This is a genomic window from Rhizobium sp. CNPSo 3670, assembly GCF_057784555.1.
Genome location: NZ_JBXSOL010000003.1, coordinates 180,697 through 196,409, shown reverse-complemented (window position 1 = coordinate 196,409; position 15,713 = coordinate 180,697). Strand labels below are relative to the sequence as shown.

General features: G+C 61.6%; 13 protein-coding genes and 1 tRNA gene. 4 read left to right on the top strand and 10 right to left on the bottom strand.

Features of this window, described 5'->3' with window-relative positions; translation table 11 throughout:
* Positions 1 to 214 precede the first annotated feature (214 nt).
* Positions 215 to 847: a class I SAM-dependent methyltransferase gene (locus AC13QO_RS04115; RefSeq protein WP_085777731.1), complete on the top strand. Its 633-nt coding sequence runs from the start codon at positions 215 to 217 to the stop codon at positions 845 to 847.
* Positions 848 to 928: 81 nt separating this feature from the next.
* On the opposite strand, the gene AC13QO_RS04110 is transcribed toward AC13QO_RS04115, so the two are convergent.
* Both AC13QO_RS04110 and AC13QO_RS04105 read right to left on the bottom strand, forming a co-directional pair.
* Positions 929 to 1,005 (bottom strand) — tRNA-Pro (locus AC13QO_RS04110).
* Complete coding sequence (locus AC13QO_RS04105; RefSeq protein WP_198175512.1) at positions 996 to 1,319, bottom strand: hypothetical protein; 324 nt, start codon at positions 1,317 to 1,319, stop codon at positions 996 to 998. Before AC13QO_RS04105 ends, AC13QO_RS04110 begins: the two co-directional genes overlap by 10 nt.
* 367 nt (positions 1,320 to 1,686) lie before the next feature.
* On the opposite strand from AC13QO_RS04105, the gene AC13QO_RS04100 reads away from it, so the two are divergent.
* The gene (locus tag AC13QO_RS04100; protein ID WP_064801724.1) at positions 1,687 to 2,067 is read left to right on the top strand and encodes a hypothetical protein; all 381 of its coding nucleotides are present in this window, start codon (positions 1,687 to 1,689) and stop codon (positions 2,065 to 2,067) included.
* 249 nt (positions 2,068 to 2,316) lie between these two features.
* On the opposite strand, the gene AC13QO_RS04095 is transcribed toward AC13QO_RS04100, so the two are convergent.
* The 6 genes from AC13QO_RS04095 to bcsN all read right to left on the bottom strand — a co-directional run bounded on the left by AC13QO_RS04095 (position 2,317) and on the right by bcsN (position 12,099).
* Positions 2,317 to 2,985: an HAD family hydrolase gene (locus AC13QO_RS04095; RefSeq protein ID WP_085777729.1), complete on the bottom strand. Its 669-nt coding sequence runs from the start codon at positions 2,983 to 2,985 to the stop codon at positions 2,317 to 2,319.
* Between the two features lie 77 nt (positions 2,986 to 3,062).
* Complete coding sequence (locus AC13QO_RS04090; protein ID WP_085777728.1) at positions 3,063 to 5,405, bottom strand: cellulose synthase; 2,343 nt, start codon at positions 5,403 to 5,405, stop codon at positions 3,063 to 3,065.
* Complete coding sequence (locus tag AC13QO_RS04085; RefSeq protein ID WP_085777727.1) at positions 5,402 to 6,448, bottom strand: family 8 glycosyl hydrolase; 1,047 nt, start codon at positions 6,446 to 6,448, stop codon at positions 5,402 to 5,404. The genes AC13QO_RS04090 and AC13QO_RS04085 overlap by 4 nt, the downstream gene beginning before the upstream one ends.
* The gene (locus AC13QO_RS04080; RefSeq protein ID WP_085777726.1) at positions 6,445 to 8,874 is read right to left on the bottom strand and encodes a cellulose biosynthesis cyclic di-GMP-binding regulatory protein BcsB; all 2,430 of its coding nucleotides are present in this window, start codon (positions 8,872 to 8,874) and stop codon (positions 6,445 to 6,447) included. The genes AC13QO_RS04085 and AC13QO_RS04080 overlap by 4 nt, the downstream gene beginning before the upstream one ends.
* Entirely contained in the window at positions 8,871 to 11,063 is a 2,193-nt protein-coding gene (gene bcsA / locus AC13QO_RS04075) for a UDP-forming cellulose synthase catalytic subunit (protein WP_085780036.1), read from the bottom strand. The genes AC13QO_RS04080 and bcsA overlap by 4 nt, the downstream gene beginning before the upstream one ends.
* Before the next feature lie 55 nt (positions 11,064 to 11,118).
* Positions 11,119 to 12,099: a cellulose biosynthesis protein BcsN gene (gene bcsN, locus AC13QO_RS04070; RefSeq protein WP_488539980.1), complete on the bottom strand. Its 981-nt coding sequence runs from the start codon at positions 12,097 to 12,099 to the stop codon at positions 11,119 to 11,121.
* 317 nt (positions 12,100 to 12,416) lie between these two features.
* Here bcsN and AC13QO_RS04065 point away from each other — a divergent pair, with 317 nt between their 5' ends.
* Entirely contained in the window at positions 12,417 to 12,731 is a 315-nt protein-coding gene (locus AC13QO_RS04065; RefSeq protein ID WP_085777724.1) for a DUF1236 domain-containing protein, read from the top strand.
* A 36-nt stretch (positions 12,732 to 12,767) separates the two neighbouring features.
* Here the strand turns inward: AC13QO_RS04065 and AC13QO_RS04060 are convergent, their stop codons facing one another.
* Positions 12,768 to 14,414, bottom strand: coding sequence for an ATP-binding protein (locus AC13QO_RS04060; protein ID WP_488539979.1), 1,647 nt, complete (start codon positions 14,412 to 14,414; stop codon positions 12,768 to 12,770).
* Positions 14,415 to 14,685: 271 nt separating this feature from the next.
* Here AC13QO_RS04060 and AC13QO_RS04055 point away from each other — a divergent pair, with 271 nt between their 5' ends.
* Positions 14,686 to 15,033, top strand: a complete 348-nt coding sequence (locus AC13QO_RS04055; protein ID WP_488539978.1) for a response regulator — start codon at positions 14,686 to 14,688, stop codon at positions 15,031 to 15,033.
* Here AC13QO_RS04055 and AC13QO_RS04050 read toward each other — a convergent pair whose 3' ends face one another.
* Positions 15,034 to 15,576, bottom strand: coding sequence for a MerR family transcriptional regulator (locus AC13QO_RS04050; RefSeq protein ID WP_011424865.1), 543 nt, complete (start codon positions 15,574 to 15,576; stop codon positions 15,034 to 15,036). It abuts the gene before it with no gap.
* Positions 15,577 to 15,713 lie beyond the last annotated feature (137 nt).

The window sequence follows — 15,713 nt, the reverse complement described above, 5'->3', positions numbered from 1 at the left end:
CAACTGTCAATCAGCTCCGGGATATTCCCGCCGCGAGCATGACTATCACTCGCATCGTGGTGAAGAGGAGCTTAAAGCGGTTCGGCCGATGGGCATCGGAGGATGCGGCGAATGCCGACCGGCGTTGATCACCTTATTACCATAACGGCACCACACTGCCGTCAAAGTCCGCCGTACCATTGCCTCGGCTCGTTCAATTTTTTCAGGAGGTAAAATGTCTATCGAACTGGACGCTACTACCTATGTTCACGCCAAGCCGACGACTGCTCATTCCTATATCCTGCCGACCGTTGTCGATGTTCTTGAAAACACTTTCCACGAGGCTAGCGAAACGGCGGTCTTTGATCTCGGCTGCGGCACCGGCGGCGCTGCCTCGGTGCTTGTGGAGAAAGGCTACGACGTCGTGGGCGTCGATCCGTCGGAGGACGGTATTGCGAAAGCGAAAGCGGTCCATCCCGATCTTCCGCTGGAAATCGGTTCCGGCTACGACGATCTTTCCAGCCGCTACGGGACCTTCGATGCGGTGATCAGCATAGAGGTGGTGGAGCATGTTTACGACCCGAAGGCTTTCTCGGCAACCATGTACGATCTGGTGAAACCGGGCGGCATTGCGGTCGTATCGACGCCTTTTCACGGTTACTGGAAAAATCTGGCTTTGGCGGTAAGCGGAAAGATGGATGACCATTTCATGCCGCTCAAAGAGCACGGCCACATCAAATTCTGGTCCCCGGGGACGCTCAGCACGCTGCTGCTCGACACAGGTTTCGAAGACGTCGACTTCGAATATGTCGGAAGAATTCCGCTTCTGGCAAAATCGATGATTGCAATCGCGCAGAAACCGCACTGACGGCCCGTTCTCTACCGCAGCCACGCACGCGCTGCACTCACATTTATCGTGATGTTCTGACTGGGATTTCAAGGGGATAAATGGTCGGGGCGACTGGACTCGAACCAGCGACCCCTTGACCCCCAGTCAAGTGCGCTACCGGGCTGCGCTACGCCCCGACCTGCCGAAACGGCTTGATTGCTTTATGAAATCGGCCTTCATAGCGCAAGGGGAAAATGAGGGTCGTGGAATAAAAATAGAACGGAAGCCGTCGAAAAGCACAGATCGGCGCAAACAGTCCCACGAAAGTCCCACGCGATGTTTCCGATGGCGAATTCGTTGACCATCCTTTCCATTTGAAACGCAAGGCGTGCTCAGCCTTCAATGACGGAGTCTCGTCGTCTGCGGTAGAAGCGAGCTCATTTGCAATCTGCGCCCGGCCTTTGGCGATTGCAGCTTTCTTTTCATCAGCGATGGCTTTGACTACCGCCAACCGGTGCTCGCGCTTGTGTCGTGCGACTGATGCGCCTACGGGAGTTACATTCACAAATCCAACGCGAGGTGTCGAGGTGGAAACCGGCGGTGCGGAGCATGATGTGCACGTGTTTCTCGCCGGTTCGCAAAACTTCGAATGCGAGTGGTATGCCAGGAAGAAGCTGTTTGCAGATAATGGCTCGGCTAAAGGCTATTGATCGCCAACAGACACTTGATGTTGGAAAACAATCGCGAGACCGAGACTGAAGTCCGATGTCACCACAAGCGGACATGGTGGGGTTGTTTGATTCACCGCAGTCAGACCACCATTTGCTTTTGGTCTCACCGCCCTACCTCAACCGACAGAGACAGTGGAGGAAGTCGCAGTGCGTAAGCCGATCATATTGTTTGCCTTTGCCGCGTTCGCCCTACCCGCTGATGCGATGGCGCAGTCGCCTGAGCTCGAGGATACCTGCAAATCCGTGGCAAAGAGCTTCTTCATGACCGATCAGCTCGCTATCGGCACCGTGCAATCCTTTCCCGAGTTGAAGCCGCCGGGTGTTCGCATGTCTTATTCGACGCGGCAGGGAACCGCGCCGGCCGAAATGACCGACATATTCGAATGCGAGTTCGACAAGGCGGACAAGCCGCACAACCTGGCGCGCTTCTGCGTGTCGAGCACGTGCTATTCACCGAACGCCGATGACGGTGACCGCAAGCGCCGCTTCGACGAAATGCGCATTCTCCTTAACCGCGCTGAGAAATAGGACGTCGGCGTGCTCGGCATGATTGGCAATCCCGCCGGCCGGATACTGCCCTTCGCTTCGAAGCGACGCCGGCAGCTGGGGTGCTGAGCGACTTTAACATGGAGCACAGCGCCGAGGGCCGAGCACGACCACCCTGGTCGGGCTTGCGACCGACTTTTTAAACCGAACTCAACGCACCGTTGCAAATCAATCAGCCGGAAGTCTCTTATGTCATTATGATTCCACTGACATCAGTTCGCCCGGTAACGTTCAGATTGCGACGACCTTCAGCCGGCCTTCGGCGGTCTGGCGAGGCTGCCACGCCCGATAATTGGCAACCGAAAAATGCGGAGTTTCGAAAGGGGTGGCGTGGGTTTCGGTGACGACGGTGACATCGGCGCCGGCGGCCTCGCCAGCGAGAATGCCGGCAACGGCATCTTCGAAGACCAGGCAGTTCGCCGGGTCGACCCCGAGTCGATGTGCACCGAGCAGATAACCCTCGGGGCTCGGCTTGCCCGATTTGACCATTTCGCCACTGACGATCACCCTCGGCATCGGAATGCCGGCTGCAGCCATGCGGCGCCTGGCGAGTTCGATCGGCGCCGAGGTGACGATCGCCCATCTGCCGTCGGGGATAGCGTTGAGGAAGCGGACGGCGTCGGGGATTTCGACGATGCCGTCGACGTCCTCCATCTCCTCGGCCAGCAGCAGATCCGCCTCGTGCGCCGGATCGACACCCGGCAAGCCGAGGCCGCGGATCACGTCGGAGGCACGGATGCCGTGAATCGTTTTCAGGAAAACCTCCGGCTCGAAACCATGGCGTCTTGCCCATTCACTCCAGACGCGCTCGACGACGGCAATGGAATTCAGCAGCGTTCCGTCCATATCGAAGAGGAAGGCGTCATAGGATCTATCGAGGACGTCGTGGTGACCGGGCACGGGTGTTTCCTTGCGAGCACGAGGCAGCCGGGGCCTCTCCGGCAGGCGAGTAGCCGAGAGCGGCGACGGCGTCAACGTCAGTCGTTGACATCGGGATGCGTGACGTTGCGAACATCGGCCAGACCACGTGCGGCGTCGCGATTGCCGGTCGCGGCGGCGGCTTCGAAGATCCGCATCGCGTCATCATACATTTTCAGATTGAGATAGCAGTAACCGCGCAGAACCATCAGATCGATGCGCTCCTGCTGCAACTGGGCGCGCTGATCGAGATAGATGAGGGTTTCACGGTAACGTCCCGCGTCGAAGGCTGACAAGGCGCGATCGGCGAGGATCGCCACCTGCAGTTCGGCAGCGCGCTGGTGGCTCTGCGGCGCCCTGGTTGCCGCAACGGCGGCATTGCTGGAAAGACCGGCGCGCAGATAGGCGAGACTCTGACCATAGGCTGCGTCTTCGCGGATCTTGCGGACCGGGCTCTGCAACGCCGTCTCGAAGGCCGAGACCGCCTCCATCGGCCGATTGATATCCATCAGGCACCAGCCGCGCGACAGCGCCTCGCCCGGCCCCAGTCGTCCCGCGTCGATAGTCGTCGAGCAGTCCCGCGCCTGGCGCGGACCGCGCTCGACAGTCACCGTCTGCATCGCCGGCCTTGCGGCGCGGATGGCGACCTCCGGTTGCGGCTGCCGCACAGTCGGCGCCGTGGAAGCGACCGGACGCTGCGGCTCTACCGGCTGGCCCGGCTGCTGCGCCGCGAGCGGCGCTTTTGCGGACAGCGTATCGGAGCTCGGCGCCAGCAAGGAAGTGTCCTGAAGACTGGCGATTCGCGCCGACCGGCCGGCCCAGCCGCGCTGGAGGTCGAGGACACCCTTGCGGTCGTTCAGCTGCTCACGCGTGACGGCAAGGCCATAGGCGGACGGTTCGTCGTCGGGTTTCCAGGCCAGCGCGGTCTCGAACCAGCGCGCGGCGGTCTGGAACTGGTTGAGAGAACGGGCATACCAGCCGAACTGCTGCGCCGTCGGCACATATTTCCGGGCGATGACTTCGGCTGCGATCCGATGAAGCACGTCCTCGGTCAGATCGGCCGGCGGTTGCAGCGCCATCAGGTTGGCAGTGGCGGCAAGATAGGTTGCGGTCGCGTCATCGGAATCGGCGCGCCAGCGGAACATCACGTCCTCGGCTTCCCGCGGCGCCTTGCGGGCGATCAGCGCCAGCGCCAACCCCTGCGAGGCGGCCGCCGTATCCTCCCTGTCGCGGGCGGCACGAAACCACTTTTCGGCATCGGCAGGGTTGTTGCGGCGAAGCTGGTGCCAGCCGAGCAGCAGCGCATCGGAGGCCAGCCCCTGGCTTTCGGCGAGCTTTTCGAGGTGAGCGATATAATTCGGCGCAATGGCGAGCTTCGGATCGTCGTTGCTTTCAGCGACGAAACGTCGGGCAAGGTTGTCGCGGATTGCATCGAATTCCCTGCTGCCGTCGACAGCGGGTTTTTCCAGCGCCAGCAGCGCCTGCATCGGCTGGTAGTCGAGCAGGGTCGAGGCTTTTTCGACCGTCGCCTGCCGTTCGGCAGCGTCGGTGCAGTTCTTCAGGATATAGGCATAAGCATCCTCCCCGCGCTGCGTCCTCTCCGTCCGGATGAAGGCTTCGGCGACACGCCAGAGCACGTCGACCTCGCTGCAGGTGAGCAGGCTCGGCGTCGCCGCGGCGATATCGACCACGGTCGCATATTGCCTGAGATCCGAAGCGTTGATGAGGCGGGAGCGGGCCTCGGCGACACCAAGCCGCTCGAGCAGATCGGCCGGCGGCTGCCATCCGGCGTCGGCGGCCTGACGGTCAGCGAGCGCTTTGCGCAACTCGGCATAGCGGCCATCGGAATAAAGCTTCCACATGGCCTCGAGCTGCTTGTCGCCGTTTTGCGGCACGGCGAGCGGATCGGCCGGCGGAACCCAGTTGGGATAAAGCGCCTGAAGCCGAGAGATTTCGGCCTGCAGGCGCACTTTGTCGCCCCGGCTGGCAAAATAGCGAAGCGCGCTTTCATCGACGGCAGGCGGCGCGGACGCCGCGGCCTTTTGAGGCGCCGGCGGTTCGGAAACGATCGGCGGCGCGACCGGGGCCGGCTCCGCAGCTGTCTGAGGCGCATCGGGTTGCGGTGCTGCCGGCTGCTCTGCAGCGACATTCGACTCACCGCTGCCCGGTGCCGGTGACGAAGTGATCGCTTCGATCCTGTCGGCGACGGTTTCGGCATTGAATTCGGAATTGCCCGCGGGAGCGTCGTCCGGCTTGATGCGGCCCATCATCAACAGCTCCGGCTCCGGCCTGTCTGCGGAGCCAAGGCCGAGCTTTTGCTGCAGGGCGCCACGATCCTTCAGTCCGGTGACGAGGGTCGCCACCACGACTGCCGCTGACATCGCCACGAGAGAAGCTTTCACAGACACTCCGGATGCTTCTCCCCGATAAAGGCCAGCCCCAGCAATTGAAGCGTGGACGGATAATAGAGCGTGGGTGCGAATTGCAGAGCCGAGACCGGCAGCCTGGTCCCGTCGACCACACAGGCCACAACATCGTTAACAATTCTATAACCCGGATCCAGCAACACGGTCTTCGGCCGGCCTGTGGTCAGATCGATCGTGGCCGGAATGCCATTCTGCGACATCCCCATTCGCAGGTGGTTCAACAGCGCCTTGTCTGTGATACCGCCGCGCGCGAGATAGAGCGGGATGCGAAGGGCATTATAGGCAAATTCGGCGTCGAAACCCTCTGCCGGTCGCGGTGGGCCACTGAGGCTGACCCATTCGGCAGGAAGCTTGCGCGGACCGAATTGCATCGTCTTCAACAGCGCCACGCCGTCGTCCGACAGCTCTTTCCAGGCATCGGAGGGAGCAAGCGCTGCCATGACAGGCATTGCCTCGTAAATCCAGTAGGAAGGATTGACGACGGGGCCGTCGTCACGATCGGCGGCGCCAAAACCTTCGCTGCCCGGCATCAGCAGCGTCCGGCCCGCCGAGTGGACGACGGCCTTCGCAAGCAGCGCCTGCGCCATGCGGGAGGCGGCGAGGATATAGTCGTTGCGCTTCCATGCGGTGCCGGCAAGCGCCAGGGCATAGGCGATCAGCATGTCGCCATCCGTGGCATTATTGGTGTCGGTCACGTGCGGCTTGACGTTGGGATCCCATTTCCATACGGCCAAGCCATCGTCGCGCAACAGCAGCTCGGTACGGGTAAAATACCAGATCTGCTCGAAATCCGCGGGGCTCGCCGAGAGATAAGCGAGCAGCATGCCATAGCCCTGTCCTTCGCTATGGCTGATATTGCCATTGCCGTTATCGATGATCCGGCCACTCGCATCGAGAAATTTCGCCTTATAGGCAGACCACGCATCGGCATTGATCATCGCCTGCTGTGCAGCGGCGGACGGGCTTACGGGGGCGAATGTAAGCGTCGCCGCAAGCAGAAGCACGCGCCACCACCTCATTTGGACCGGCCCAGCGTTTTGAGCATGCGCGAGGTAGCGACGCCGATCAGCAGCACGAAGACGACGAGCAGCGAAGCATAGGAGAGGATATTCGTCGACAACCAATTGGCGGCGATCAAGCGGTAATTGACGATCGACCAAGGCGTGGATGGGACGAAATCGAAGCGGGTGACGGGCACCGCATCGATCTTGCCCGTCTTGCTCGAATAGGTGGTGATATGGCCTGATATCTGCGGCCAGTTCAACTGACCGGTCAGCACTTCGAGCCCTTCGCGCAGATCCTTTGCCGAGGGTGCCGCCACCACGGTCCACGAACCCTCTCCCAGGGGGCTGGAGCCTTGCGCAACCACGAGCGTGTCGGCGTTGGAGGGGGTGAAGACCGTCTCGGCCCCGGGGATGAACTGCAGCGAACTGCGGGTGATGTCGAAATTGCGCCCCAGCCATTCACGGAAGGCAGTGATGCGGCTGCGCAAGATACCGCCGCTCACCTTGGAATTCCACTCCTCGAAGGCCGTGCCGGTATCGACGACGCCTGGCTGCGTGTCGGCCACCGGACGCCACGAGGCTTGGCTCGCCGTCGAGATGTTGGCCTGCGTCAACGCGGTTGCCGGCATCTGCGAAATCGAGCCGATGAAGATGGCGTCCCGATCGCCGATGGTATTCGGCGACGCCACGGTTTCGACGGCGATCGGATGACCGGCCATCACCGCCATCTGACCGAGCAGCGTAGCGGCGGCCGAAAGCGTATCTGCATCGACGCGATCCATGAAGAGCGGCGTCGGTTCCGTCGCCCGGCCATAGGGATAAGCTGTGCCGGACATTGCGGCCAGGTTCGGACGCTGCCCGACGCGGGCAAAATCCGGAATGTGCACTTCGGAGGTATCGAACAGCGCAAAACGGGGATTGGCACCGGCGGTAGCACCCGGAGCACAAGCGGCATCGTCCTTCGTCATCAGGATCGTCTCGATCGCAATCGTATTGAGGCCGGGTTTGAAGTGGCGCATCGTCACGCGGATCGGCAGATGACGGAGAATGCCGCCGGTGGTCGAAGTAAGCGGCACGGTGGAGGCGATGTTGTCGTTGACGTAGATATCGATATGGCTGCCGGGAAGCACATTGTCGGTATAGGCGGCGTCGAGCAGCACCTTGGCCTCGCCATAGGCATTGGCATAGAAGTCGGCCGGCACGGCGACATTGAAGCTGGTGCGGAACCGCCGGCCGGAAAATTCCGTGGTCTTCACGCCGAGTTGTGAGAGGGCGATGCTGGTGTCGGAAAAGACCAGCGGCGCATTCGGCGCGCTCCAGCGCTCGGTGGTCAGTGCATCGCGGCGGACGTCCGCGGACCTGTCAGTCGGCGAAACGATGGCATCCATCGCGGAGGAGACTGCTTGCCATGAGGGGCCGCTGATCAGAAGCACCGGCGAGCCGCTGCGCGGATCGGTCACGAAAGCGGCGAGCGGCGCGCTTTCGGCCCCGGGCGGTAGGCCGGGAAAGAACGGCCGCAGCTCCGCGGCGGTCCCGACGAGCACACCGAGCTTGCCAGGACCGGCGGCCGGAAGAGAGGCGGCGCTGAAGGCAAATATCTGGTTCGGCATGCTGCTCAGCACCGACAGGCCCTGTGCCAGCCGCAACAACGGCTTGGTCGTCCCCGGCTGCTCCAGCGCCGGGACGACGATATCGAACTCCGTCCTGCCCGCGCCATCGATGCCGATAGCGCGGATCGCGTCGGCGCTCGAAAGCTCCGCAGCATTCCCGCCGGCAAAGCTCAGATAGGTTCCGGCCGGATCGATATTCGACCATAATTCATAGGTGGACTGAATGCTGCAGTCGGTGCGGTGGCGCTGCTCTGCCTGGAAGGTCACGAGATTGGCGCCCGGCTGCAACAGGCCGGGGGGAACTTCGAAAGTGACGGCGGAAGAGCCGTCCGCCGAGCTGACCCGCTGCTGACCGATCGGACGATTGTTGAGATAGACGGTCAGCGCGGATGCTTCCGGCGCGACGACGATCGAATTCTGATAGGCGAAGGTGAAACTTGCCTTGGCGGCCGCCTGCTCGGGCGTCAGATAGACAGACCATGACCGGCGGTCATATTCGCCATTGAGGCTGAATTTCGAAAAGGGCACTAAGTAACGCCTGATATCGCGGTGGCGCGGCTGCGAAGCGGCATTCGCCGCGCCGGGCTGAAGCGCCGGCGCTGCCGGCTGCGGCACGACAGTGATCGGCGCAGGAGCGGGTGCGGGCGCAACGGAAATGGGTGGCGTGACAGGTACTGGCGCCGTCGCTGCGGGCGGAGCAGGCGGCGTCAATCTCGGGGCAGTAGACGCGCCGGGCGGACGCTCGCCGGACATGTCGAAGGGCGCCGTCTGCGCCTGGGTGACAGCGGGGGCATGCAACAGGAGGAGCGCGGCGGCGACGATCTTTCTCATCCGGCATTGACCTTTGCCGCCCGCTGCTGCGCCTCCCGCTCCGGCCGCATGCTGCGGAAGAGGTAAACCAGGCCGCGGCTGGTCTGATAGAGGGACAGGCCGAGAAACCAGATGGTGCCGCGAATGAGACCCGGATTGCGGCGCCGAGATTCCTGGAACTGGGTCCACTGATCGGAATTGGCAAACATCAGATCGGCGATCAGGCGATGATCAAGCGCGCTTTTCGGCACGTATTGGCAGCCGACATTGCTGATATCGCCTGATGGCTCGATGTTGCGGACGATCAGCGGCAGGGTTTCGAGATCTGCACCGCTATAGGGCCGGAAGCGCATCTCGCCGGGGGCGCCGACGAGCAGTTCATCGAGATGCTTGTTAAAGATATGCAGCCTTGCGCCATGGACGGAGACGTCCTCGATCGAGGCCGCATACCACTTGCCATTGGCATAGAACTCGCAGCGCCGGTTGACGCGGACGCGCCGGGACAACGCGCGCTCGCCACGTTCCGATACGACGCCGAGTGCGCAGCCGGCCATGATCAGATTGATCATGTTCCACCCGCCGACGACAAGTGTGACGTCGGCCTTATAGGGCTCGGCATAGATCCTGTAGAAGGTTATGACGAGCGCGATGATCTGCACCGCAAAGATCACGAAGAAGGGGCGGCTGATCTCCGACAGGCGGCTGACGGCGATCGATTCATCCTTGGCGGTAACCTTGAAGGTCGGCTTCCGCGGATTGAGCATGACCGAGACGACAGCTGGCAGCAGATGCACCGTCTGGACATATTCGTAAAGCTCGGAAATCCAGGGCCAGCGGAAGGATCCGTAGAGGTAATTCTGCATCATCAGATTCACGAGCATATAGGCAAGCGTATAGGCAAGGAATTCGCCGCCGGAGGCCGTGAAAATTTCCAGGTCGAAGAACAGGTAGAAGAGCGGCGCAAACAGGAAGATCGTGCGCGGGAACGGGAAGAGCCAGAACAGCGTGGATGACATGTAGCACAGGCGCTGCGGGATCGACAGGCCGCGCTTCAGAAGCGGGAAGCGGAAGCGCAGGATCTGCATCATACCCTGCGCCCAGCGGCTGCGCTGGCCGATGAAGCTCGCGAAGGTGGCCGGTTGCAGCCCGGCGATCAGCGGCTTGTCGACATAGATGCTGTTCCAGCCGCTGCCATGGAGAGCCAGCGCCGTCTCGCAATCCTCGGTAATGCTGATGCCCGAAAACCCGTTCTGGGATTCGAGCGCCTTGCGGCTCAAGACTGCAGCCGAGCCGCAGAAAAAGGCGGCATTCCATTTGTCGAGGCCGCGCTGGATGATGCCGTAGAACATCTCATTCTCGCTCGGCATTTTTTCGAAAGTGCGCAGATTGCGTTCGAGCGGGTCAGGATTGATGAAGAAATGCGGGGTTTGGACGAGAAAGAGCTTCGGGTCGTCTTCGAAGTAGCCGACCGTCTCGAGCAGGAAATCGCGAGCCGGCGCGTGGTCCGCGTCGAAAACGGCGATGAGTTCGCCGGTCGAATGTTTCATGCCGTTGTTGAGATTGCCGGCCTTGGCATGCTCGTTGCGGTCGCGCGTGAGATAGGTGACGTCAAGATCCTGGCAGAGCTGCTTCAGCTCGACATGGCGGGCCGCCGCCGCCTGGGCCTCGAGCAACTTGCCGGAATTGCGCTTCTGCATGGTGCCGCCGTCGTCGAGCAGCCAGACATGCAGCTTGTCGGCCGGATAGTCCATCGCCTTGGCGGCAGCCAGCGTGTTTCCGAGAAGGCCGGCATCCTCGTTATAAGAAGGCACGAACACATCGACATGGGGCAAGCGCCCGGGATTGGCGGCTCGCGATGGGCGCGACGGAAGCGGTGTGGCGACGATGAAAAGGCTGAGCGCCAGCATCGCGACGCTGTACATTTCGGCAAGGTAGAGCAGCAAGCCGGGAATGAAATTCTCAGGCTGGTTCAGCGGCGGCAGGGTGTTGGTGGTGCGCCAATAGACGTAGCGCAGCACGATCGACGTTCCGAAGGCAAGCGCCACCAAGCGCCATGTCCCCTCGCCCTTCAGAATCTTAATGAGCGCCATCACCGAGACGACCGTAATGCTGGTGATGAGCTGGGTCTGCAGATTAACCGGCAGAGTGATCAGCACGATCATGCAGAGCGAAACAACGGCCCATATGAAGACACTGCGGGCTTTGCGCATCGACGTTCCTTCGAAATTGCTCAACTGGGGCGCCACCCGGCGCTCCGGGCACTCATTATCTCCGGCAGGCGGTCGTCATGGCCGCGTCGCCTATGCAATCCGGCGAGGGCACCGTGACGCCGATCGCTCTTGCCGATTGTTCCAGTGGCGCGGCGGCCGGATCCGGCGCGGCACTCGTCTGTGGCGCCTCGCTCGGCAGCGGCACGCGCGGACCGATCGGCGTCGGCAAGGGCGCGGCGTCCTGCACCGGTTGCTGGCTTGGGGCGCTGCGAACCGGAGCTGTCCGCGGCAGGCGGACTACGGCAGGGGCCGGCTCATAGCCGAGCGGCATCGGGCTGGCGCGATATCCGCCCTCATCGGGATAGATCGGTTCACCGGTAAGACCGAGCGCCGCGCTGGCGGGGGGCGGGTTACCATACGGATTCCAGGTCGGGCCGTCGAAGGTGCCGGTGATGGTATAGCCGTAGACGATGCCGAGCAGTTGGCGCTCGGTTGCGCGAGCATCGCACAGGCGCAGGCGCAGCTGGATCATGCCGAAATTGCGCGCTTGGGTATTGGCGGCCGCGCTCGAGCGGATCTGCTGCCATGCATAGATGCAGGTATCGCCGGCGCGGCTGCGGCCGGAAGCATAGCCGAAGGGGCCATAGGCGTTCTGCAGGAAGGTCGCCGATGTCGCCATCGGCACGCCGGGAGCCGAACGGGCCACCTCGCGGGCAATGCCGCTCTCGTTGATCATCCTGAAGCTGGCATTGCCCATCCCGGGATTGGCCCCGGAAGCGCCGAAGAACTCGGCTTTCAGAAAATTCTGGCCGGGTACGGAAGACGAGGTGAACAGCGAGATCGTCTGCTCGACGCCATTGCCGCGCTTGCGCTCGACGACATTGACAATCGACGGCCCGCCCGGCGGCGGCAGGACCAGCGCCTTTTCAGGCGCCACCGTCTCCGGTCCGGAAGGCTGTCGCACACCGCCTGTCGACGTGCAGCCGGCCATCAGACCCACCACGGCCAACAGCGATATCGTCTTCCCCAAGCGCATGTCTCGAGCCGCCGTAATCGTCTTTCCAGATATCCATTCGCAGACCGAAACGCGACGGACCGTCGAATCAGCGGCCACCCGGCCGTTCACCTGACATAAATCGCCGACATGGTTAACAAAGGGTAAAAGCCCGACCCTGATGCCACCAGACGACTCGCATTGAACGTGATTCGGACAGCTCAACCCTATGGTGCATAAACCGGTTTCGCAACAAACAATCGGCGCGCCGGCCTTCCCACGACGCCAAGGCGGTAGCGGAACTATGCGGTTTGGCCGGCGTTGCCTTGATGTCCAGAGTTCAAAAAGGAGATTATCCCATGCGCAAGATCATGCTGGCTACGGCCGCCATGCTGACCATCTGCTCGGCCGCCTTCGCACAGAGCACGGTGGTCGTCACCGATCCCGCACCAACCGGTTCCGTCGTCCTGCCCGGCGAGGTGCGCACCTATGTCATGGAGCAAAACACGCCATCCGTCGTCTATGACGGCGAAATCACGGTTGGCGCGACGCTGCCGGATACTATTGAAGTCCATACCGTGCCCAATGTCGACGGCTATGCCTACACCGTTGTCAACGAGCGGCGCGTGATCGTCGAGCCGAAGACACACCGCGTGATCCAGGTTCTCGAATAAGGGATTGAGGCTGGAGACGCATAGTCCTGCACGGCTTCACGTGCCCTCATCTCCCGTGCTCACCGGCACGTTCAAGAGTTCACGTATCTTATGAGCGAGTTGCTCCAGGCTGAATGGCTTGGCGAGCAGCGAGACGCCGTGGTCGAGCACGCCGTTGTGGACGATGGCATTGCGCGTGTAACCCGTGGTGTAAAGAATCCGGATCGCCGGCCATTTTTCTTGAACGGCATCAGCAAGCTGGCGTCCACTCATCTGCGGCATAACGATATCGGTGAAGATCAGATCGACGTCGGGGTTCTCCTCCAAAAGGAGAAGCGCCTCGACGCCGCTTGCCGCCTGCAACACGCTGTAACCGAGTTCATGGAGGCTTTCGGCGGTCATGGTGCGGACATGTTCATCGTCCTCCACCACCAGGATAGTATCGTTAACGCTCCCCTGAGGAATCGGCTGGGCGCCGGCGGCGGCCAGGCGGGCATCCGCCTTGCCGACATGACGCGGCAGATAGATCTTCACCGTCGTCCCCCGATCAATCTCCGAATAGATCTTGATGTGGCCGCCGCTCTGTTTGATGTAGCCGTAGACTTGGCTCAGCCCGAGACCGGTTCCCTTGCCGGGTCCTTTGGTGGTGTAAAACGGTTCGAAGGCGCGGTCGATTACATCGGCCGACATGCCGATTCCGGTGTCGGTGATGCTGATCATTACATACTGGCCCGCCTCGACCTCCGAATGCATGCGCGAATATCGCTCGTCAAGTTCGGTGTTGGCGGTCTCGATCGTCAGATGACCGCCGCCGGGCATGGCGTCGCGCGCATTAACGGCAAGGTTCAGCATGGCGTTTTCGAGTTGGCTAAGATCGGCGAAAGTCGGCCAGAGGCCACCGGCAAGCACGGTCTCGATTCGGATATGTTCGCCGAGCGTGCGCCGCAGCAACTCCGACATGCCGCCGACCAGCTTGTTGACGTCGATCATCTCCGGGGCCAGCGGCTGCTGACGAGAGAAGGCCAGAAGACGTGCGGTCAATACCGCGGCTCGCTGGGCGCCGTCTCTGGCGTTCTGAAGGGAGTTCAGCAGACGCGGATCCTCGTGTCCGGTCATCCGCCGCTGAGCGAGATCGAGATTGCCGATGATGATCGCCAGCATATTGTTGAAATCATGGGCGACCCCGCCCGTGAGCTGACCGATCGTCTCCATCTTCTGCAACTGGCGCACCTGCGCCTGGGCGGCGGCATTCTCTTCCATCTCATGCCTGAGTTCGGCAGTGCGCTGCACCACCGTTTCCTCAAGGCGCGCATTGAAGCTGTTGAGCTCGCTGCGGAGGCGGCTCTGCCTGCCATAGGCGACAATAATCGTCTCCATCAGACCGATGATGATCACGGCATTGATGAGAAAGGTCGCAAGACCGACCCATTGGCCGGCGCTCACCGGCCAGAAGGCATCGTGAGGCTCGACGAAAAACTGCTGGACGAGGAAACCGGCGAGCATGGCCGCCACGAAGCCAGGCCCGGCGCCGCCTATGAAACTTGCGAGCAGGATCGCCGGAAGGAAGCTCAGGAAAGGAAATCCGGAGAGGTAATCACTGGCGGCAAGTCTTAGAAGAAAGGTCAGACCGACGAAGGCAACGGCCAGCGGATAGGTATAGCCCGGCCTGTGACGCAGCCAATCCGTGGCACTCAACAAATCCATTCCACACCCCTTCTCGGCCGTCGCGGAAACGGCATCCCAGCTTTTGCACATCGAATTTCGCCGGGCAATATGCTGTTTCCAAAGCGCGGCGCGATCTTTCAGATTCGCTTGCCGCACCTAGGATTTTTATGTTTACACATATCGGCGTCTCAAAACGGCTGCACTGTTTTGCGCGACAAGTTTTCCACCACTGCGCGTGGCGTCTTGACGCGCTTCGCGAGCGGTCCACATAAATCTTCGTGCCCCGGCAGGGGAATGGGGGGACGGGATCATGAAAGACATATTCATTGTCGAGGACGATGCGCTGATCGCCATGTTGCTCGAGGACATGCTGAGCGATCTCGGCTATCGGGTTCGTGCGAGCGCGCCGGATCTGGAACGGGCGCTCGCAGCCGCCAGGGACGCGGAGTTCGACGCTGCAATCCTCGACGTCTCCCTCGCCGGCCGTAGCTCGCTGCCGGTCGCAAAGCTGCTCGACGAACGCGGCAAGCCCTATCTCTACGCAACGGGATATGGCAGCGCCCCGGAAGGCAGCAGCCCCAGCGCGCTCCCGGTGCTGCGAAAGCCGTTCCAGCTCAGTGAGCTCGAACAGGCGATGAAGCAGCTTTGCGGAACCTAATCAGCGCACCTGATCGAGCAGACGCTTGCATTCCAGGAGGTCGTAGAGAGCCTCCTGAAGCAGCGCCCTATCTTCCTTGCCGACGCTCGATTTGCCGATCGAGACTTCCGGCTGCTCGTCGTCTCCGGCGACGAAATTGAAGAACCGGCGGGTGATCGGCGGCTTGGCACGGCCGACAATCTGATCCTCCTCCGCCATGCCCACACGCGGTTCCCCGGCGCCCGCCTCCTGCGCACCCGAGGCAAGCGCCTCGACACTGGCGAGATCGCCGTGGCCAACGGAGATGACGAACTTGTTGCCGTTGGTCTTCAGAAGCTTCTGCACGCCCTTGATCGTATAGCCGTGATCATAGAGCAAATGCCGGATGCCCTTGAGGAGGTCGACGTCCTCCGGCCGGTAGTAGCGACGGCCGCCGCCGCGCTTCATCGGCTTTATCTGGGGAAACCGTGTCTCCCAAAAGCGCAGCACATGCTGCGGCAGATCAAGATCGTCTGCGACTTCGCTGATGGTGCGAAAGGCATCGGGGCTCTTGTCCAACGTCATGTGCTACGCAACCTCACAGGCTCAATCCAACTGCGACTCACCATATTTCAAAGGTTTGGCGTCGACAATTCAAGTCATGTCTCGACGTTGCGCACAGGGGATCGATCAGCGCGAGAAAAAACACTGCACCAGGAAGA